General features: G+C 66.7%; 16 protein-coding genes. 12 read left to right on the top strand and 4 right to left on the bottom strand.

The window, feature by feature from the left end:
• Positions 1 to 58 precede the first annotated feature (58 nt).
• Entirely contained in the window at positions 59 to 2,188 is a 2,130-nt protein-coding gene (locus DKM43_RS01980; protein WP_109796784.1) for a malate synthase G, read from the top strand.
• A 32-nt stretch (positions 2,189 to 2,220) separates the two neighbouring features.
• Here DKM43_RS01980 and rsmA read toward each other — a convergent pair whose 3' ends face one another.
• From rsmA to DKM43_RS01965, 3 genes are read right to left on the bottom strand one after another with little or no spacing between them, the layout of a single operon-like run.
• A complete protein-coding gene (rsmA, locus tag DKM43_RS01975; protein ID WP_109797048.1) occupies positions 2,221 to 3,087 on the bottom strand; it encodes a 16S rRNA (adenine(1518)-N(6)/adenine(1519)-N(6))-dimethyltransferase RsmA in 867 nt (288 codons plus the stop codon).
• The gene (gene pdxA / locus DKM43_RS01970; protein WP_109796783.1) at positions 3,084 to 4,085 is read right to left on the bottom strand and encodes a 4-hydroxythreonine-4-phosphate dehydrogenase PdxA; all 1,002 of its coding nucleotides are present in this window, start codon (positions 4,083 to 4,085) and stop codon (positions 3,084 to 3,086) included. Before pdxA ends, rsmA begins: the two co-directional genes overlap by 4 nt.
• 11 nt (positions 4,086 to 4,096) lie before the next feature.
• A complete protein-coding gene (locus DKM43_RS01965) occupies positions 4,097 to 4,786 on the bottom strand; it encodes an HAD-IA family hydrolase (RefSeq protein WP_109796782.1) in 690 nt (229 codons plus the stop codon).
• Between the two features lie 61 nt (positions 4,787 to 4,847).
• On the opposite strand from DKM43_RS01965, the gene glmU reads away from it, so the two are divergent.
• The 6 genes from glmU to DKM43_RS01935 all read left to right on the top strand — a co-directional run bounded on the left by glmU (position 4,848) and on the right by DKM43_RS01935 (position 10,573).
• Positions 4,848 to 6,254, top strand: coding sequence for a bifunctional UDP-N-acetylglucosamine diphosphorylase/glucosamine-1-phosphate N-acetyltransferase GlmU (glmU, locus tag DKM43_RS01960; RefSeq protein ID WP_109797047.1), 1,407 nt, complete (start codon positions 4,848 to 4,850; stop codon positions 6,252 to 6,254).
• Positions 6,255 to 6,285: 31 nt separating this feature from the next.
• Entirely contained in the window at positions 6,286 to 6,534 is a 249-nt protein-coding gene (locus DKM43_RS01955) for a ribbon-helix-helix domain-containing protein (protein WP_109796781.1), read from the top strand.
• A 2-nt stretch (positions 6,535 to 6,536) separates the two neighbouring features.
• Positions 6,537 to 6,902 carry a type II toxin-antitoxin system VapC family toxin gene (locus tag DKM43_RS01950; protein ID WP_109796780.1) on the top strand — a complete coding sequence of 122 codons (366 nt, stop codon included), beginning with the start codon at positions 6,537 to 6,539 and terminating at the stop codon, positions 6,900 to 6,902.
• 35 nt (positions 6,903 to 6,937) lie between these two features.
• Complete coding sequence (glmS, locus tag DKM43_RS01945) at positions 6,938 to 8,773, top strand: glutamine--fructose-6-phosphate transaminase (isomerizing) (RefSeq protein WP_109796779.1); 1,836 nt, start codon at positions 6,938 to 6,940, stop codon at positions 8,771 to 8,773.
• Complete coding sequence (locus tag DKM43_RS01940) at positions 8,773 to 9,225, top strand: tRNA (cytidine(34)-2'-O)-methyltransferase (protein ID WP_109797046.1); 453 nt, start codon at positions 8,773 to 8,775, stop codon at positions 9,223 to 9,225. Before glmS ends, DKM43_RS01940 begins: the two co-directional genes overlap by 1 nt.
• A gap of 142 nt (positions 9,226 to 9,367) precedes the next feature.
• Positions 9,368 to 10,573, top strand: a complete 1,206-nt coding sequence (locus DKM43_RS01935) for an aromatic ring-hydroxylating oxygenase subunit alpha (RefSeq protein WP_161554014.1) — start codon at positions 9,368 to 9,370, stop codon at positions 10,571 to 10,573.
• A 16-nt stretch (positions 10,574 to 10,589) separates the two neighbouring features.
• On the opposite strand, the gene DKM43_RS01930 is transcribed toward DKM43_RS01935, so the two are convergent.
• Entirely contained in the window at positions 10,590 to 11,276 is a 687-nt protein-coding gene (locus DKM43_RS01930; RefSeq protein WP_109796777.1) for a GntR family transcriptional regulator, read from the bottom strand.
• A 181-nt stretch (positions 11,277 to 11,457) separates the two neighbouring features.
• Between DKM43_RS01930 and DKM43_RS01925 the strand changes: the two genes are divergently transcribed.
• The 5 genes from DKM43_RS01925 to DKM43_RS01905 all read left to right on the top strand — a co-directional run bounded on the left by DKM43_RS01925 (position 11,458) and on the right by DKM43_RS01905 (position 18,912).
• Complete coding sequence (locus DKM43_RS01925; RefSeq protein WP_236632331.1) at positions 11,458 to 13,257, top strand: CocE/NonD family hydrolase; 1,800 nt, start codon at positions 11,458 to 11,460, stop codon at positions 13,255 to 13,257.
• A 76-nt stretch (positions 13,258 to 13,333) separates the two neighbouring features.
• On the top strand, positions 13,334 to 16,036 hold the full coding sequence (locus DKM43_RS01920) for a TonB-dependent receptor plug domain-containing protein (protein WP_109796775.1): 2,703 nt from the start codon (positions 13,334 to 13,336) through the stop codon (positions 16,034 to 16,036).
• 13 nt (positions 16,037 to 16,049) lie between these two features.
• Positions 16,050 to 17,156 carry a CapA family protein gene (locus DKM43_RS01915; RefSeq protein WP_109796774.1) on the top strand — a complete coding sequence of 369 codons (1,107 nt, stop codon included), beginning with the start codon at positions 16,050 to 16,052 and terminating at the stop codon, positions 17,154 to 17,156.
• Positions 17,153 to 17,605: a TRAP transporter small permease subunit gene (locus tag DKM43_RS01910; protein ID WP_109796773.1), complete on the top strand. Its 453-nt coding sequence runs from the start codon at positions 17,153 to 17,155 to the stop codon at positions 17,603 to 17,605. The genes DKM43_RS01915 and DKM43_RS01910 overlap by 4 nt, the downstream gene beginning before the upstream one ends.
• Positions 17,602 to 18,912, top strand: coding sequence for a TRAP transporter large permease (locus DKM43_RS01905; protein WP_236632330.1), 1,311 nt, complete (start codon positions 17,602 to 17,604; stop codon positions 18,910 to 18,912). Before DKM43_RS01910 ends, DKM43_RS01905 begins: the two co-directional genes overlap by 4 nt.
• Positions 18,913 to 18,914 lie beyond the last annotated feature (2 nt).

The raw sequence follows: 18,914 nt of genomic DNA, 5'->3' as shown, positions 1-18,914 counted from the left end.
GACGCAGGCAGCCCGTGGCTGCGTGCGCGGTTTATGTGAGCGTATGGACATGGGAACTATGAACGGACGTATCGAGCGCCACGGCTTGCAGGTTGACGCGGGCCTTGCCACCTTCATCGACAGTCAGGTTCTGGAACCGCTGGGCCTTGTGCCGGATGCGTTCTGGCAGGGCTTTGCCGCGCTGGTGGACCGTTTCGCCCCCGTGAACCGCGCGCTTCTGGCCAAGCGCGACGCGATGCAGCAGGCCATCGACGACTGGCATCGCGCGCGGGCGGGCAAGCCCATCGACATGGCCGAATACCGGGCCTTCCTGACGCAGATCGGCTATCTTGTGCCGGAGCCGGAAGATTTCCTGATCGGCACGGCCAACGTCGATCCCGAAATTGCCACGATGGCCGGGCCGCAACTGGTGGTGCCGGTGCTGAACGACCGTTTCGTGCTGAATGCCGCCAATGCGCGCTGGGGCAGCCTTTACGATGCGTTTTACGGCACCGATGCGCTGGATGCGCCGCCCGCACGGCCCGGCGGCTATGACAAGGCGCGCGGGGCCGCAGTGGTGGCGGCCGGCCGCGAGTTTCTGGATGCGACCTTCCCGCTGGCGGGCACAAGCTGGAGCGACTGGGACGGCGCGGGCGATCCGCCGCTGGCCGATCCGGCGCAACTGGCAGGCCGCAAATCGGGCGGGCTGCTGCTGGCCAACAACGGGCTGCATGTGGAGATCGTGCTGGACCGCAGCCATCCGGTTGGCGCGGACGACAAGGCGGGCATTGCCGATATCGTGATGGAAGCGGCGCTGACGACCATCGTCGATCTGGAAGATTCGGTGGCGGCGGTGGATGCCGAGGACAAGCTGCTGGCCTATCGCAACTGGCTGGGCCTGATGCGCGGCGATCTGGCGGCCAGTTTCGAGAAGGGCGGCCGGACGCTGACGCGCACGCTGGAGGCGGACCGCGAATGGACCGCGACCGGCGGCGCGCCGATGGTGCTGCCGGGCCGCAGCCTGCTGTTCGTGCGCAACGTGGGCCACCTGATGACCAACCCGGCGATCCTGCTGCCCGATGGCGGCGAGATTCCCGAAGGAATCATGGACGCGGTGATTACGAGTGCGATTGCCTGCCACGATCTGAAGGGGCTGGGCCGCTATCGCAACAGCCGCGCGGGCAGCGTCTATATTGTGAAGCCCAAGATGCATGGGCCGGAAGAATGCGGCTTTGCCAACGACCTGTTCGATGCGGTGGAAGACCTGCTGGGCCTTGCCCGCCACACGGTGAAGGTGGGCGTGATGGACGAGGAGCGCCGCACATCGGCCAACCTTGCCGCGTGCATCCACGCGGTGAAGGACCGGGTGGTGTTCATCAACACTGGCTTCCTTGACCGCACCGGCGACGAGATTCACACTTCGATGCAGGCGGGCGCGATGATCCGCAAGGGCGCGATCAAGGGTTCGGGCTGGATCGCGGCCTATGAGAAGCGCAACGTGTGCATCGGATTGCGCCACGGGCTTTCGGGCAAGGCGCAGATCGGCAAGGGCATGTGGGCCGCCCCCGACATGATGCACGACATGCTGGAGCAGAAGGTGGCGCACCCGAAGACGGGCGCCAATACTGCCTGGGTGCCTTCGCCCACGGCCGCGACGCTTCATGCCATGCATTATCATCAGGTTCCGGTCTTTGCGCTGCGCGAAGAGGTGGCGAAGGAGCCGGTGCCGGGCCTTGACGCGCTGCTGACGATCCCGCTGGCCGAAGGGACCAACTGGTCTGCCGAGGAAGTGCGCGAGGAACTGGACAACAACGCGCAAGGGCTGCTCGGCTATGTCGTGCGCTGGATCGATCAGGGGGTTGGCTGTTCCAAGGTGCCCGACATCAACGACGTGGGCCTTATGGAAGACCGGGCGACCTTGCGCATTTCCAGCCAGCACATGGCCAACTGGCTGCTGCACGGGGTGGCCAGCGCCGAGCAGGTGATGGACAGCCTGAAGCGCATGGCGGCCAAGGTGGATGCGCAGAACGCGGACGATCCGCTGTATGAACCGATGGCGGGGCGCTGGGTGGAAAGTTTTGCCTTCCGCGCGGCCTGCGATCTGGTGTTCAAGGGCGTGGAGCAGCCCAATGGCTACACCGAGCCGTTGCTGCACGCATGGCGCCTGAAGAAGAAGGCGGCGATGGCCAAGGTGGCCGAGCCTGCCTGAGCGATACGGGGCGGGGCCTTGCGGGCCTGCCCCTATTTCGTCAGCGACCGTGCAATCGCCACGAACTCTTCAACGCCAAGTGTTTCGGCGCGGCGCTGCGAATCGATGCCGAGCGCATCGAGCGCATCGAGCGCGCCGGGCAGGCCCTTGAGCGACTGGCGCAGCATTTTTCGGCGCTGGCCGAAGGCGGCTTCGGTGACGCGTTCAAGCATCCGCGCCGAAACGCCCGCGGGCATGGCGGCCGGTTCCACATGGACGATGGCGGACATGACCTTGGGCGGCGGGGTGAAGGCGCTGCGGTGAACCTTCATGGCAATGCGGGGCGCGGCGCGCCACTGCGCCAGCACGGCAAGGCGGCCATAGGCATCGGTGCCGGGCCGGGCGACGATGCGTTCGGCCACTTCAAGCTGGAACATGAGCGTGAGCGATTTCCACCGGGGCGGCCAGTCCTGCCCTGAAAGCCAGCCGGTGAAAAGCTGCGTGCCGACATTGTAGGGCAGGTTTGCGGCCACGTGCCAGGGCGCATCGAAGAGCGCTTCGGGCGAGATCTTCGTGGCGTCGCCTTCGATGACGGTCAGCTTGCCCGGAAAGGCCTCGGCCAGTTCGGCAAGGGCGGGAAGGCAGCGCCGGTCCATTTCGATGGCGGTGACGTTTGCGCCCGCACGCAAGAGGGCGCGCGTGAGGCCGCCGGGACCGGGGCCGACTTCGAGCACGTTTTGCCCCTTGAGGCTGCCGGGCACGCGCGCGATGCGATCGAGCAGGAGTTCATCGAACAGGAAGTTCTGGCCCAGCGCCTTGGTGGCAAACAGGCCGTGGCGATTGACGACATGGCGCAAGGGCGGGAGTTCGGGGGGCGGAAGGTCTGGCGCCGGAAAATCGGGGGGCGGAAGATCGGTCATCCCTGTGCCCTTCGTGCGGCGCATTCGCCTGCCATGCGCAGCGCCGCAACCGTTGGCCCGACGCGCGCCGTGCCGGTTCCGGCAATGCCGAAGGCGGTGCCGTGATCGGGCGAGGTGCGCACGATCGGCAGGCCCAGCGTGACATTGACCCCTTCATCGAAATCGAGCGCCTTGAGGGGGATGAGCGCCTGATCGTGATACATGCAGATCGCCGCATCATAGCGCTCGCGCGCCTCGGCATGAAACATCGTGTCGGGCGGAAGGGGGCCGAAGGCATCGATTCCGGCTTCGCGCAGCATGGCGACGGCAGGGGCGATGATGGCGGCATCCTCGGTGCCCATGCGCCCATCTTCTCCGGCGTGGGGGTTTAGCCCCGCCACGGCGAGGCGCGGGACGGAAATGCCGAAATCGCGCACGAGCGCGGCGGCGGTGATGGCGGCGCGCCTGCGGACAAGTTCGGGCGTGAGCAGGCCGGGCACTTCGCGCAAGGCGACGTGGACGGTGACGGGCACGACGCGCAGGCTTGGCCCGGCCAGCATCATCACCGCATCTTCGGGCGCGATGGCGCAGGCCTCGGCCACGAACTCGGTCTGTCCCGGATGGGCAAAGCCGACGCGGGCGAGGCGGCTCTTGGCGATGGGACCGGTGACGAGCGCGGATGCGGCGCCTTCGCGCACGAGCCGGGTGGCGGTGGCGAGCGCCCGGAGCGCGAGCGCGGCGCCGGCATCATCGGGCGCGCCGGGGGCATAGGGCAGATCCGCCAGATCGAGGACGGGAAGCGCGGAGCCAAAGCAGGCGGCGGCCTGTTCCGCATCGGTGATCGTCTGCACCGGAACGGTGATGCCGCGCCGGTGTGCGGCCTGTTCGACCACGCGGGCCGAGCCGACCACGAAGAAGGGCGCAAGGGCTTCGGCATCGCTCAGCGCCCAGGCGGCGGCGGCAAGTTCGGGGCCGACGCCGGCGGGATCGCCAATGGAGAGGGCTATGGGCGTGAGCATGAACTGCGCTTCTAGGCGCTTGCCGCCGCGCTGGCGAGCGTTTCGAGCGCTGGCAGAAGTTCGTCGAAATGGTCGATCACGGCATCGGCGCCCAGTTCGTGCGCGGGCAGATCGTTGAAGCCGAAACGCACCGCCACCACCGGCAGGCCCGCATTGCGCGCCGCGCCGATATCGAAGGTTGTATCGCCCACGAAAGCCGCCGGGCCGCCGCCGCAGCGCCGCACCATTTCGTGCAGCATGTCGGGCCGGGGCTTGGATGTGCCGGGGCCGAGCGTATCGCCGCCGATCACGCAGGCGAAGCGGTGCAGCAGGCCAAGTTCCTCGAACAGGCGCAGGGCGAGGCTTTCCTTCTTGTTGGTGGCAATGGCGATCTTCACGCCGCGCGCATCCAGCGCATCGAGCATGGCCGCCCCGCCCGGAAAGAGCGTGGTGCGATGCGCGATGTTGCGGGCGTAGAAGGCGACGAGTTCGGACTGGAGGGTATCGAAGGCCGCTTCATCGACACCGCCCGATTCCAGCAGGGCCGAGCGCAGCATCTGCGCCGCGCCGCCGCCGATGTGGCGCGCGGTCTGATCGAGCGGGACGGGCGGGCGCCCGGCCAGCGCCAGCGCGTGGTTGAGCGCCGTGCCCAGATCGCCCGACGTATCGAGCAGGGTGCCGTCGAGATCGAAGCCGACGATTCGATAGGGAAAATCCGCCATGGCCGGGGCAAGTGGCGCGCCGTTCTGGAAAGCGCAAGATTTGTCTGGCAAGGATGCGGGCATGACTGAACCGACGCCCGTTCAAACGCCGCCTTTCGACCCGCCTCTGGCCGAAACCCCTCTGGCCATCATCGTTCTTGCCGCGGGCAAGGGCACGCGGATGAAAAGCGACCTGCACAAGGTGCTCCACCCCATCGCGGGAAGGCCCATGCTGATGCATCTTCTGGACAGCGCGGCCGCGCTGAACCCGGCGCGGCAGGTGGTGGTGGCGGGCCACGGGCGCGAGCAGCTGGAAAAGGCGCTGGGCGAAAGCGCGACGATTGCCGTGCAGGACCCGCAGCTTGGCACGGCGCACGCGGTGCAGCAGGCGCAAGGCGCGCTGGCGGGCTTTGCCGGGGATGTGCTGATCCTTTATGGCGACGTGCCCTTCGTGCGGGCCGAGACGATGCGCGCGATGATTGCGCGCCTGCACGAGGCGGACGCTCCGGCGGCGGTGGTGCTGGGCTTCGCGCCTGCCGATCCGCTGCAATACGGGCGCGTGATCGCCGAGGGCGGGCGCATCGTGAAAATGGTGGAGCACAAGGACGCGACCGAGGCGGAGCGCGCGTGCCGCATCTGCAATTCCGGCCTGATGGCGCTCAGCAGCGCCGACCTGTTCGGCCTGCTGGCGCGCGTGGGCAACGACAATGCACAGGGCGAATATTACCTGCCCGACGTGGTCAACATTGCCATTGCCGATGGCCGCACCTGCGCGGTGGTGGTGACGGACGATCCCGACGAAGTGGCCGGGATCAACAGCCGGGGCGAGCTGGCCGAGGCCGAGGCGCGCTGGCAGCAGCGCCGCCGGGCGCAGGCCATGGCCGACGGGGCAAGCCTGATCGCGCCCGAAACGGTGTGGTTTGCCTGGGACACGGTGCTGGGCCGCGACGTGGTGATCGAACCGAACGTGGTGTTCGGCCCCGGCGTGCAGGTGGCGGACGGCGTGACCATCCGCGCCTTCTGCCACCTTGAGGGGGCGAGCCTTGCCAGCGGGGTGGAGATCGGTCCCTATGCCCGCCTGCGCCCCGGCGCGCGGCTGGAGGAAAAGGCCAAGATCGGCAACTTCGTGGAAGTGAAGAACGCCGTGCTGCACAAGGGCGCGAAGGCCAACCACCTGACCTATCTGGGCGATGCCGAAGTGGGCGCGGGCGCGAACATCGGCGCGGGCACGATCACCTGCAACTATGACGGATACTTCAAGCACAGGACGGTGATCGGCGAACGCGCCTTCATCGGTTCCAACAGCGCGCTGATTGCGCCGGTGAAGATCGGCGCGGACGCCATCGTGGCCGCCGGAAGCGCGGTTTCACGCGATGTGGCCGATGGCGAACTGCGCATGGTGCGGGCCGAGCAACTGGTGAAGCCCGGCTGGGCCGACCGCTTCCACGATGCGATGAAGAGAAAGAAGGCGGAGAAGACGAAATCTTGACTATATACCGATATCATATCATGATATCGGTATGGCTCGCATTTTGACCGATATTCCGGACGCAGACATTGCCGCCCTTGATGCGCGCGCGGGCGAGCAGGGGCGGTCGCGCGCGGCGCTCATCCGTGAGGCCGTGAGGCTCTATCTCGTGCAAAGCAATGCCGGCAACGACTGGATCGAACGCTATGCAGGGCTTTGGACGGATCGCGGCGATATCGGCGACGGTGTCGAGTATCAGCGGGCGACGCGCGAAGATCGCCGCCCTTACAAAGATCTCTGATCGTGTCGGCCCCATTCTTCGATACAAGCATCGTGATCGACTGGTTGCTGTGCATCCCGCAGGCAACGCAGGAGATCGCGCGCTATCGCAGCCACCGCATCAGCCGGATCGTGTGGACCGAAGTGATGGCCGGGGAAGCGCTGGAAAGGCGTGATCGCCTGCGCGACGCGTTGAGCCATTTCGATTGCGTGGAAATCGATGCGCGGATTGCCGCAGCCGCGGCCGACATCCGCTATCGCAGCAGAATGAAGCTGATGGACGCCTATGTCCTTGCCACGGCGCAGGTTAACGGGGCGATCCTGATTACACGAAATACCAAGGATTTCCCGGCTAACCTGCCCGGTATCCGGGTGCCATACACTCTTTGAACGCCTGAACCCCCTAAGAGAAAGCATTTCCCTCCATGTGCGGAATTATCGGAATTGTTGGCAGGCAGCAGGTGGCGGAGCGGCTCGTGGACGGGCTGCGGCGCATGGAATACCGCGGCTATGACAGCGCGGGCATCTGCACCGTTGAGAACGGCGTGCTGATCCGGCGGCGAGCCGAGGGCAAGCTCAATAACCTTGTGCTGGAACTGGCGCGCAACCCGGCATCGGGCACGATCGGCATTGCCCACACCCGCTGGGCGACGCACGGCGCACCGACCACGAGCAACGCCCACCCCCATGCAACGGACGAAGTGGCGCTGGTGCACAACGGCATCATCGAGAACTTCAAGCCACTGCGCGATGCGCTGATCGCGCGGGGACGCCGGTTCGAGAGCGAGACCGACACCGAAGTGGTGGCGCACCTGGTTTCCGAACAGGTGGAAGCCGGGCTTTCCCCGCAGGATGCAGTGAAGGCCGTGCTGCCGCAACTGCGCGGCGCGTTTGCGCTGGCCATCGCCTTCCGGACGCACGACGACATGCTGATCGGTGCGCGGCTCGGCTCGCCGCTGGTGGTGGGATATGGCGACGGCGAGAACGCGGGCGAGACCTATCTGGGATCCGACGCGCTGGCGCTGGCACCGCTGACGCAGCGCATCACCTATCTGGAGGAAGGCGACTGGGTGGTGGTGACGCGCGAGGGCGCGCAGATCTTCGATGCCGAAAACCGGCCGGTGGAGCGGCCCGTGGTGGCATCGGGCGCGACGGCGGCGGCAATCGAGAAGGGCAATTACCGCCACTTCATGCAGAAGGAGATCTTCGAGCAGCCGGTGGTGGTGGCCCAGACCCTGCGCAGCTATCTGCGCCGGGTGGAGCAGACCGTGGCCCTGCCGCAGATCGACTTCGACCTTGCCAGCATCAACCGCGTGACCATCGTGGCCTGCGGCACCAGCTTCTATGCCGGGATGGTGGCGAAATACTGGTTCGAGCAGTTCGCGCGGCTGCCGGTGGACATCGATGTGGCATCCGAGTTCCGCTATCGCGACCCGGTGCTGGAGCCGGGCGGGCTGGCGCTGTTCATCTCGCAGAGCGGCGAGACGGCCGACACGCTGGCCGCGCTGCGCCACTGCAAGGCGGCGGGGCAGACGATTGCCGTGGTGGTGAACGTGCCGACGAGTTCGATGGCGCGCGAGGCGGACCTGCTGCTGCCCACCCATGCCGGCCCGGAGATCGGCGTGGCATCGACCAAGGCGTTCACCTGCCAGCTTGCCGTGCTGGCGGCGCTGGCGGCACATCTTGCGGTGCGGCGCGGGCGGATGACGCGCGCGGAAGAGGCGGCCATTGTCGAGCAACTGGTGGAAGTGCCCGCCGCGCTGAATGCCGCGCTGGCCCACGACGAGGAAATCGCCGCGATGGCGCACCTGATCGCGCCCGCGCGCGACGTGCTGTATCTGGGGCGCGGGCCGGACTATCCGCTGGCGCTGGAAGGCGCGCTGAAGCTGAAGGAAATCAGCTATATCCATGCCGAGGGCTATGCCAGCGGCGAGATGAAACATGGCCCCATCGCGCTCATCGACGAGGCCGTGCCGGTGATCGTGCTGGCACCATCCGGCCCGCTGTTCGAAAAGACCGTGAGCAACATGCAGGAAGTGCGCGCGCGCGGCGGCAAGGTGGTGCTGATTTCGGATGCCGAAGGGATTGCCGAGGCAGGCGAGGGCTGCCTTGCCACGATCGAGATGCCGCGCGTGCATCCGCTGATCGCGCCGCTGGTCTATGCCGTGCCGGTGCAGCTTCTGGCCTATCACGTGGCCGTGGCCAAGGGCACCGATGTGGACCAGCCGCGCAATCTGGCGAAATCCGTTACGGTGGAATGATGCGCATTGCGCTTTATGAGCCCGAAATTGCCGGAAACGTGGGCGCAGTGCTGCGGCTGGGCGCGTGCTTCGGGGTGGATGTCGATCTGATCGAGCCGATGGGCTTTGCCTGGGATGACCGGCGCGTGCGCCGCGCGGCGATGGATTACATCGACCACGTGGCCTTCGCGCGCCACGATGGTTTTGCCCCGTTCCGCGCAGCAACCGCCCCGGCGCGGCTGGTGCTGTTCACCACCAAGGGCGATTGCCTGCTGCCCGACTTTGCCTTTGCACGCGATGACGTGCTGCTGTTCGGCAAGGAAAGCGCGGGCGTTCCGGCCGAAGTGGCCGCGGCCTGCGATGCGCGGGTGCGCATTCCCATCAGGCCGCAGGTGCGCTCGCTCAACCTTGCGATTTCCACCGCGCTCGCGCTGGGCGAGGCGCTGCGCCAGACCGGCGGCCTGCCAAGCTGACGGCCCGCCAAGCTGACCGCCTACCCGTCGGTCTGCCTGCCATAATGCCGAGTTTCCCGGCCAGTGCGGGATGGGGCAAGGGTTAGACGCAATGCCCTTGCGTCCTTGCTGCATGGGCCAAGACGAACAGGAGAGGCCGCAGATGGACGTTCGCGAGGTGCTGGTGGGCGATGCCCGGCACATGCTGGAGCGATTGCAGGCAGGCACGATCACCAAGGCGCCGCAGTGCGCCAGCCGTCCCGCCTCGATCTATACCGATCCAGCGCTTTTCGCCCGCGAGAAGACGCTGCTGTTCCGGCGCGCGCCTCTGATGCTGGCGGCTTCGTGCGAGCTGCGCCAGCCCGGCGACTGCAAGGTGATGGACGTGGCCGGGGTGCCCCTGCTGCTGGTGCGCGGCAAGGATGGCGTGGTGCGCACGTTCCTCAATGCCTGCACTCATCGCGGCGCGCGGCTGATGCGCGAATGCGGCCACGCAGCGCGGCTGACCTGCCCTTATCATGCCTGGAGTTTCCGGCTGGATGGGAGCCTGCTGGCAATTCCGGCGCGTGAAGCCTTTGGCGAGGTGGAGGCGGAGGAAGGCCGCCTTGTGGCCTTCCCCACGACCGAGCGCGCGGGCCTGATCTGGGCCATTCTCGATCCCGGCGCCGCGCCCGATTTCGATGCCTTTCTGGGCGGATTCGATGCGCTGCTGGCGGGTTTCGGGTTCGAGCGCTGGCATCATTTCGAAAGCCGCACGCTGGAGGGGGCCAACTGGAAGCTGGCGTTCGACGCGCATCTGGAGTTCTATCACCTGCCGGTGCTGCACCGCGCCACCTTCGGTCCGGGGATGAGCAATCTGGCCGAGTATTTCCATTACGGCCCGCACCAGCGGCTGGGGCTGCTGACGCGCGCGGACCACGTGCTGGAACAGGACGACGTGGCGGGGCTTGCCGGGATTGCCGAAAGCGAGTGGCCGCAGGCATCGCTCCTGTTCGGGGAATGGATCATCTTCCCCAACGTTTCGATCAACTGCTTCTACAAGGGCGGGCGCGGGGTCATCATCTCGCAGGTTTTTCCGGGCGCCGAGGTGGGCCAATCGACCACGGTGCAGATCTTCCTGCACGAGAATCCTCCGGCGGGCGAACTGCTGGCCGATGCCCGCGCCATGTCGGACTTCCTGGGGCATGTGGTGGGCGAGGAGGACCTGCCGATGTCGCGCGATCAGCAGGAAGTGCTGGCATCCGGCCTGCTGCCGCGCGTGCGCTTCGGCCGCAACGAGGGCGGGGTGCAGCATTTCCATGCATGGATCGACCGCTTTCTTGGCGCCCCGGACGGGGCGACGCTGGCGCAGATCATGCAGCGGGCCTGACGGACGGGCCCGAACTTCAGCTGTAGAACTCGCTTTCGATCCGGGCGAGCGTTTCGAAGCCATCGGCGATGTGGCGGCGCATGGCGCGTTCGGCGCCTTCGGCATCGCCCGCAAGGATCAGGCCGAGCATGTGCTGGTGATCGGCGTTGGCGGTCTTCAGGCGTTCCTCATCGTAGAAGCTTTCGAACAGCAGGCGGTGGATCGGCACGTTGAGGCGCTGGAGGTGATCGGCAATGACGCGATTGCCCGATCCTTCGACGATGAGACGGTGCCATTCGTTGTTGAGCCGCCCGAAGCGATCGGGGGCACGTTCGCGCACGCTGGCATCGAGCTGGTCCTGAAGCGCTTTCAGCCGATCAAGCAGGGCGCTGCTTGCGCCGAGGGTGAAATCGTGCGCGGCCATGCCTTCGAGCGCCATGCGTGCGCGGTAGATCTGGCGCACTTCATCCAGCGTGGAGGAGCGGACCGAGGCGCCGCGGAACTCCTCTATCTGGACCAGCCCTTCGCCTTCGAGCCGCTTCAGCGCCTCGCGCACCTTGGACCGGCTCGCTCCGGTCTGGCGAATGATGTCCACCTCGACCAGCCGCTGCCCCGGCACGAAGCGCCCGGTGCGGATGCGCTGGCGCACCCAGTCGGCAATTTCGGGGCCATTGGGCGGGCGCTGCGGCGATCCCGGCAGGGTGGGGGTGGGCGCAGGGGACATCGGGCACTCTCCAACAGGGGGAGCGTCCCTTATCGAAGGGTATCGACGAAATTGTCAACAATATCGTCAGCCATTTTTCGGTTGTAAGCGCTTGCGAGTTGAAGGATCACACAAGGCAGAAAGATTGCGGAAACGAATCCGCGAGGGGTGCGGTGCGCTGCAAGGGTGCCAGGAGAAAGGCGTGAAGGGTTCTGCGAAAAGAGCTGCTGCACCGTTTGCACTGGCCGCGATGGCCTGCGTGGCCGCAGCGCTGCCGCAGGGACCGCTGGCGGCGCAGGGCGGCGTGACGACGGCGGCGCGGGAATGGCCCGATGTGGTTCGCACGTCGGCCTATGTCCCCGTGCGCGACGGCACCCGGCTGGCGGTGAACGTCTATCGTCCGGCGCAGGGCGGAGTGGCCGAAGCGGCGCCGCTGCCGGTGATCTTCGCCTTTACCCCCTATCGCGCCCGTTTCCGCGACAAGGACGGCGGGATCGAGGAACTGGCGCTGAACGACCGGCTGGCCCTGCGCAGCCTGATCCGCGCGGGCTATGTGGTGGCAACCGCCGACATCCGCGGCAAGGGCGCATCCTTTGGCCATCGCCGCGGCTTTCAGGACCGGACCGAGGCGATGGACGGCCACGATCTGGTGGAATGGCTGGCGCGCCAGCCCTTTTCGACCGGCAAGGTCGGGATGATCGGCTGCTCCTATCTGGGGGGCACCACGTTCCATACGGCCAGCACCGCGCCGCCTGCGCTGAAGGCGGTGTTCGTGGGCGCGTCCGATCTCGACAAGTATGCCTTCGTGCGGCGCGGCGGCATTCCGGCGCAGTTCAACACCCGGCCCGACGAACCGCCGGAGGTCGATCTGGCGAGCGTTCCGGTGGATGCCGATGCGGACGGGAGCCTTTTGCGCGCGGCAGTGGCAGAGCACAGTGCCAACACGCCGATGGCGGCGCTGTGGTATGGCATGCCCTACAGGGACAGCATATCGGCCTTCACCGGCAATGCGTTCTGGGAAGAAGTGGGCATCTACAATTACCTCGATGCCATCCGACGAGCAGGGATTGCCACCTATTTCTGGAGCAACTGGCAGGACGAGCCGACCGCGCAGGCCCTGCTGAGCGCGGCGAACCTTGCCGGATCGCGGTTCCTGGCAGGTCCGGGCAGCCACTGCGTGCCGCCGCCGGGCTTTGACTTTACCGGCGAGATCATCCGCTATTTCGATCTGCACCTGAAAGGCGCGGCGAACGGCATGGATAAGGCGCCGCGCGCGACCTACTGGGTGGAAGGGCTGGACGGTGCGGGCGGCTATGCAAGGGCCGACCGGTTGCCGGGCGAAGGCAGCCGGGCGCAGGCATGGTATCCGGGCGGCGAGCGCAGCGGCACGGCGCGTTCGGCCAACGACGGCAGCCTGATGCCGGGCAGCGCAGCGGCGAAGCGCGGCAGCGACCGCTTCACGGTGGATTACGCCCTGCCCGACCCCGAATACTTTGCCTTCTGGGCGAAGCCGATGGACGCCCATGGCCTGAGCTATACCAGTGCGCCGCTGGATGCGCCGCTCAGGCTTGAGGGCTTTCCGGTGGCGCATCTGGCGGTTTCGGCCGACCGCACCGATGCGCAGGTCTTTGTCTATCTGGATCAGGTGGACAGGGCGGGCAAGGCCGAGGTCGTTGCCTTCGGGCGGCTGGCGCTTGCGCACCGGATGGAAGGCAAGGCGCCTTACGAGACGATGGGCCTGCCGTTCCATCCGGGGCGAAAGGCCGATGTGCGGCCGGTGCGGCCGGGGCAGGTGGTGAACCTTGCCATCGACATGACGCCGGTGGCGCGCGTGGTGCCGGAAGGGGCGCGGCTGCGCCTGACGATTGCCGGGGCCGATCCGCGCCAGCGCAACCTTGCCGAAATCCGGCAGGCCGCGATGGCGCAGGGCGGGCCGCCGGTCATCACGGTGCATTACGGCGCAGGCCGGGGAACGCGCCTAGATCTGCCGGTGGCGAAGTGAAGCGGTTTTGTTGAAGCGATTGACGTTGGACCAGACGAGAAGCCGCATCTGACGGCTCAGGGAAGGAGCAAGGAACATGAAGGGCAGTTTCGAAGGGGCCGCGAAGGCCATTTTCCAGATCGGTTGCAGCATGATTGCGCTTGGCCTGCCGCTGGCGGCCGCGGCGCAGGACGCGCCGCAGGATGCGCCGGAAAGCGCCGCCACGGCCGATGAGGCAATCATCGTGACCGGCAGCCGCGTGCGCGGACAGGCCCCGGTGGGCGCGGCCATCACCACGCTGGGCCGCAAGGACATAGAGACATCGAGCGCGGTGACGGTGGACCGCATGATCCGCGAAATCCCGCAGGTCTTCGATCTTGGCGTTTCGGAGAACTCGCGCGGGCAATCGGGCGGCAGCGGCAATATCACCTATGGCAACTCGGTGAACCTGCGCGGGATCGGGCCTTATGCCACGCTGATCCTTGTGGATGGGCACCGCGTGACCAACAACAGCCGTTCGATCGATCCTTCGACCATTCCGTCGCTGGGCATCGAGCGGGTGGAAGTGATCGCCGACGGCGCTTCGGCGATCTATGGTTCGGACGCGGTGGCGGGCGTGGTCAACCTGATTCCGCGCCGTTCGCTGGATGGCGGCGAGGTGCTGGCGCGCGCCGGCATCAGCAGCCGGGGCGACTTTCACGAATACACGCTGGGTGCGGCGCTGGGCAAAGTGTTCGAGCGCGGGCAGATCATGGTGGCCTACGAGCATGTCGAACGATCGAACCTTTCGGGCGATGACCGGGCCTTCTTCACCAGCGACCAGCGCCCCTTCGGCGGCGCAGACTACCGCATCGTGCGCTGCGCACCGGGCAACATCAACGCCAATGGCACGACCTATGCCATCCCTGCTGCCGGGGTGACGCAGGCCACGGCTGGCGGTCTGGTGGCGGGCACGCTCAACAAGTGCGACGAACTGGACAATCAGGACCTGATCCCGCGCCAGAAATACGATTCGGTGAACAGCACCGGCCGGTATGAGCTGACCGACTGGCTGGAAGTGTTCTATGACGGGTTCTATTCCAAGCGGTCGTTCTATCGCCAGTCCGCGTTTTCCAATGCGCGGCTGACGGTGCCGCAGACCAATGCCTTCTTCGTGCGGCCCGCTGGCTTTACCGGCACGAGCTATACGCTGGACTACAACTTCCGCAACGATCTGCCCGCCAACGACAGTTCGGGTTATGCCCGTTCATGGCAGATCACGCCGGGCATCAAGGTGAAGCTGCCCGCCAACTGGGAAGCCGAAGCGCTGTTCGGCTATGGCAAGACCAATGACTTTTCCGGCTCCTACAACGGCGTGAACAATGCCGCGCTGAACGCGGCGCTGGCCAGCAGCAATCCGGCGACGGCGTTCGATCCCTATGGCCTTGGCCGCACCAGCCAGGCCGTGCTGGACGGCATTGCCAACCAGATCTTCCTTGCCCCCACCAACGGCCGCCTGCGCACGTATGAAGCGCGCCTCAACGGCAGCCTGTTTGCGCTTCCGGGCGGCGATGTGAAGCTGGCGACCGGCTACGAGCGGCAGGACTTCATCGTGGCGCTGGGCAGCGCCCGCGGCGCACCGACCAATCCGATCGTGTTCCGCAATTTCGGGCGCAAGGTGGATTCGGTCTATGGCGAAGTCTTCGTGCCTGTGTTCGGGCCGGAAAATGCGGTGCCGGGCTTCCGGCGGCTGGAGTTCAATGCTGCCGTCCGTTACGACAAGTATTCTGACGTTGGCGGCACCACCAACCCCAAGTTCGGGGTGAACTGGATGCCGGTGGACGGGGTGAAGCTGCGCGGCAGCTATGGCACATCGTTCCGCGCACCGACGATCCCGGAAATCTACGGCAATTCCAACAACCTGTTTGGCCAGTCCTATCAGAACCCGGCCGGAGGCGCGCCGCTTCAGGGCTATGCGCTTTCGGGTCCGAACCTTGACCTGAAGCCTGAAACGGCGACGTCATGGTCGGTCGGCGTGGACTTCGATCCTGCGCCCAACCTGCATATCGGGCTGACCTACTGGGACGTGAACTACAAGAACCAGGTGCTGGCGAACCTTTCGAACCTGGCCATCCTGGGCACCGAGGACCAGTATGCGGGAACCGGCATCATCCTGCGCGGTGCGGCGGCGGCGGCGCGCGTGCAGCAGCTTCTGGCGCAGGGCGTGACGCTGGCGGCAGGATCGTTCCCCGGCGGCAACCCGGCCAACGTGACGCTGTTCGTTGACGGACGCAGCCAGAACCTTGGCGTTTCGATCACGCGCGGCATCGACTTTACCGCCAACTGGCGGGCCGAGCTGGGCAGCGAGGATGCGCTGACGTTCAATCTGGCGGGCACTTACCTTACCAAATACCGCGTGGCGCTGACGCCGACCGCACCGCTGATCGACCGGCTGAACTTCATCTTCAACCCGCTGAAGTTCCGTGCGCGCGGCAGCGTGACCTGGGATCACGGGCAGTTCAGCGCGCGCATTCTTGCCAACCACGTCAACGGTTATTTCAACAACCTGACGGCGGGCGGGCAGAATGTGAAGAGCTATACGCCGATCGAACTGAACCTGACCTACCGGATCGGCGACCGCAACGCTTCGGGCTTCTTCGAGAAGGGCATGGCGCTGAGCCTTGAGGTGCGCAACCTGTTCGACATCGATCCGCCCTATGTGAACCTTGCGCCCAGCGGCAACGGCAGCGGCGGCTATGACGCCACGGCCAGCGATCCCATCGGGCGTCTGTTCGCGGTCAGCCTGCGCAAGTCGTTCTGACAGAGCGATAGCAATGGGTGACGGGGCGATCTCGATCGTGCTGGCGGGCGATCTCGTGCTTGACGAGCCGGATGCGCCCTACTGGCTGGCCGGGATCGCTCCGGCATTGCAGGCGGCAGACCTTGCGGTGGGCCATCTGGAAGTGCCGCATTCGGCGCGCGGGACCGAGCTGGAAGGCGACGTTCCCGCCCCCGGCGCGCCGCCCGAAAACGTGGCCGCGATTGCGGACGCGGGCTTTCACCTCCTCAGCCTTGCCGGGAATCACATTGCCGATTGCGGGGCCGAAGGGATTGCCGACACGCTGGCGCTGATGAAGGTGGCGGGCCTTGAAGGCGCCGGGGCGGGGCTGAGCCTTGCCGAGGCGCGCAGGCCCGTTGTGGCACAGCGGGGCGGCTGGAAAATCGGCCTGCTCAGCTACAACTGCGTGGGACCGGAAAATGCCTGGGCGGGCGATGCGCGCGCGGGGTGCGCCTATCTGCGGATCGAGACGGCCGATGGTTCGGCCATTGCGCCCGCCGCCGCGCTGGAGCGCGTGACCGCCGAGGCCATCGCCATGTTGCAGGCCGATATTGCCGCGCTGCGGACACGGGCCGATTTCGTGATGGTGGCGCTGCACAAGGGCATCGTCCACACGCCCGCGCGGCTGGCCCCCTATGAGCGCGCGATCAGCCATGCCGCCATCGATGCGGGGGCGGACGTGGTGATCGGCCACCATGCCCATATCGTGCGGGGCATAGAGTTTCACCGCGGCAGGCCGATCTTCCACGGGCTGGGCAACGGCTGCGTCGTTACCAGTGCGCTCAGCCCGGCGCAGGATCATCCGGCGCGGCGCGAATGGGCCGAGCGGCGCAAGGTGCTGTTCGGGTTCGAACCCGATCCCGCCTACAGTCTTGCGCCCTTCCATCCCGAAGCGGTCAACGCCATGCTGGGCAGGCTGGTGCTTCACCCGGATGGCCGGATCGAGGTGGGCATCGTGCCGGTTGACGTGCTGGCGCCGGGGCGCCCGGTTCTGGCCGAGGGAGAAAGAAAAGAGGCCGTGGCCCGCTATATCGAACAGATCACGCTTGCGGCCGGACTGCCTGCCATAACCATTGCCGCCGACGGAACGGTTGCGGCATGAGCAGCTTGCGCAGGGCCGTGATCCTGACCGGCGGCATGGCGTTGCTGGCGGCAACGGGGATAGACGCGGTGGCAGTGGCCGGGCGCCATCTGGGACTGCCGGTGCGTGGCTCCATCGAACTGGTGCAGGTGGCCGTGCTGGTGGCAGGTGCGCTCGCACTGCTGGTGGCAACGCTGGAGCGCGCGCATGCAAGGGTTCACTTGCTGGCCGACCGCATGGGCGCGCGCGCGAAGGACAGGCTTGAGCGCGCATCCGCGCTGCTGGGCGCGCTGTTCTTTGCCGCGCTGCTGGCGGGCGCGGCGTGGATCATGGCCGACCTGTGGGACGGGCACGAGGTGAGCGAGGTTATCGGTGTTCCGTGGCGCTGGATGCGGCTGTTCGGCTGCGTCGTGCTGGGGGCAATCGTGCTGGTGCTGATCGGGCAGGCGCTGCGGGGGCGGCGTCCATGATGCTGGCAACGCCCGAAACCGGCCTGATCGGTGTGGCCGTGCTGTTTGCGCTGCTGCTGGCGGGGCTGCCGATTGGCGTGGCGCTGGGGCTGGTCGGCCTTGGCGGGCTGTGCCTGGTGCTGGGCGTGGAACCCGCGCTCATCAAGGGCGGGGTGGTGCTGGTTGATACGCTGACGCGCTATGAACTGGGCACGCTGCCGCTGTTCATGTTCATGGCGCACCTGTTCTTTTCCTCCGATGCCAGCCGCGACCTGTTCGATGCGGCGGCCAAGATGGTGGGGCACCGGCGCGGGGGCCTTGCCTATGCCTCGGTCGGCGGGTGCGCGGGCTTTGGTGCGATCAACGGATCAAGCCTTGCAACGGCGGCCACCATCGGCCTTGTGGCCCTGCCGGAAATGCGCAAGCGCGGCTATTCCGATGCGCTGGCAACCGGCACAGTGGCGGCGGGCGGCACGCTGGGCCAGATGATCCCGCCATCGGGCGCGCTGATCGTGTTCGGCATCATTGCCGAACAATCGATCGGCAAGCTGTTTACCGCCGCGATCGTGCCCGGCATCACGCAGGCGCTGCTCTATTGCGCGGTGATCTGGCTGGTGGTGCGCCTGCGCCCCCATGCCGCCCCTGCCAGCGAGCGCGCGACATGGGCTGAGCGGCGTGCGGCGCTGGGCCGGGTGGCCGACATGCTGGTGCTGATCGCGCTGGTGATCGGCGGAATCGCGGTGGGCTGGTTCAGCCCTTCGGAAGCGGCATCGATCGGCGCGGCAGGCGCACTGGCAATTGCCGCGTGGCGGCGGCGGCTGAACCGGGCCATGCTGATGAAGGCGTTCGAGGAAACGCTGCGCACGAGCGGGCTGATCCTGATGGTCATCATCGGCGCGCTGGTGTTTTCGGTGTTCGTATCCATCACCGGCGTGACCGATGCGGTGGGCGCATGGGTGACGGGGCTGGGCCTTGGCACGGTGGCGACGCTTCTGCTGGTGGCGCTGATCCTGCTGTTGCTGGGTTCGGTGCTGGACGGCCTTGCGCTGATGCTGCTGACCACGCCGATCCTGCTGCCGGTGGTGGAAGGCGTGGGCATGTCGGCCATCTGGTTCGGCATTTTCCTGTGCCGCGCGATGGAGATCGGCTTTGTCCATCCGCCGCTGGGGATGAACCTCTATGTCATCCAGGGCGTGGCCAAGGACGTGAGCATCAACCGCATCTTCAAGGGGGTGATGCCGTTTCTGGCGAGCGACCTGCTGCACCTTGTCATCCTGATCCTGTTCCCCGCGCTGGCGCTGGGGCTGCCCGAACTGCTTGGAAACTGACC

It is taken from the genome of Novosphingobium meiothermophilum (assembly GCF_003171715.1).
Classification (GTDB): Bacteria; Pseudomonadota; Alphaproteobacteria; order Sphingomonadales; family Sphingomonadaceae; genus Novosphingobium; species Novosphingobium meiothermophilum.
This window is presented reverse-complemented; position numbering and strand designations above follow the sequence as displayed.

Excerpts from the sequence above, each read along its gene's own strand:
- DKM43_RS01980 (WP_109796784.1), top strand. The coding sequence starts at position 59 with ATGAACGGACGTATCGAGCGCCACGGCTTGCAGGTTGACGCGGGCCTT.
- rsmA (WP_109797048.1), bottom strand. The coding sequence starts at position 3,087 with ATGACCGATCTTCCGCCCCCCGATTTTCCGGCGCCAGACCTTCCGCCC.
- pdxA (WP_109796783.1), bottom strand. The coding sequence starts at position 4,085 with ATGCTCACGCCCATAGCCCTCTCCATTGGCGATCCCGCCGGCGTCGGC.
- DKM43_RS01965 (WP_109796782.1), bottom strand. The coding sequence starts at position 4,786 with ATGGCGGATTTTCCCTATCGAATCGTCGGCTTCGATCTCGACGGCACC.
- glmU (WP_109797047.1), top strand. The coding sequence starts at position 4,848 with ATGACTGAACCGACGCCCGTTCAAACGCCGCCTTTCGACCCGCCTCTG.
- DKM43_RS01955 (WP_109796781.1), top strand. The coding sequence starts at position 6,286 with ATGGCTCGCATTTTGACCGATATTCCGGACGCAGACATTGCCGCCCTT.
- glmS (WP_109796779.1), top strand. The coding sequence starts at position 6,938 with ATGTGCGGAATTATCGGAATTGTTGGCAGGCAGCAGGTGGCGGAGCGG.
- DKM43_RS01940 (WP_109797046.1), top strand. The coding sequence starts at position 8,773 with ATGCGCATTGCGCTTTATGAGCCCGAAATTGCCGGAAACGTGGGCGCA.
- DKM43_RS01935 (WP_161554014.1), top strand. The coding sequence starts at position 9,368 with ATGGACGTTCGCGAGGTGCTGGTGGGCGATGCCCGGCACATGCTGGAG.
- DKM43_RS01930 (WP_109796777.1), bottom strand. The coding sequence starts at position 11,276 with ATGTCCCCTGCGCCCACCCCCACCCTGCCGGGATCGCCGCAGCGCCCG.
- DKM43_RS01920 (WP_109796775.1), top strand. The coding sequence starts at position 13,334 with ATGAAGGGCAGTTTCGAAGGGGCCGCGAAGGCCATTTTCCAGATCGGT.
- DKM43_RS01915 (WP_109796774.1), top strand. The coding sequence starts at position 16,050 with ATGGGTGACGGGGCGATCTCGATCGTGCTGGCGGGCGATCTCGTGCTT.
- DKM43_RS01910 (WP_109796773.1), top strand. The coding sequence starts at position 17,153 with ATGAGCAGCTTGCGCAGGGCCGTGATCCTGACCGGCGGCATGGCGTTG.
- DKM43_RS01905 (WP_236632330.1), top strand. The coding sequence starts at position 17,602 with ATGATGCTGGCAACGCCCGAAACCGGCCTGATCGGTGTGGCCGTGCTG.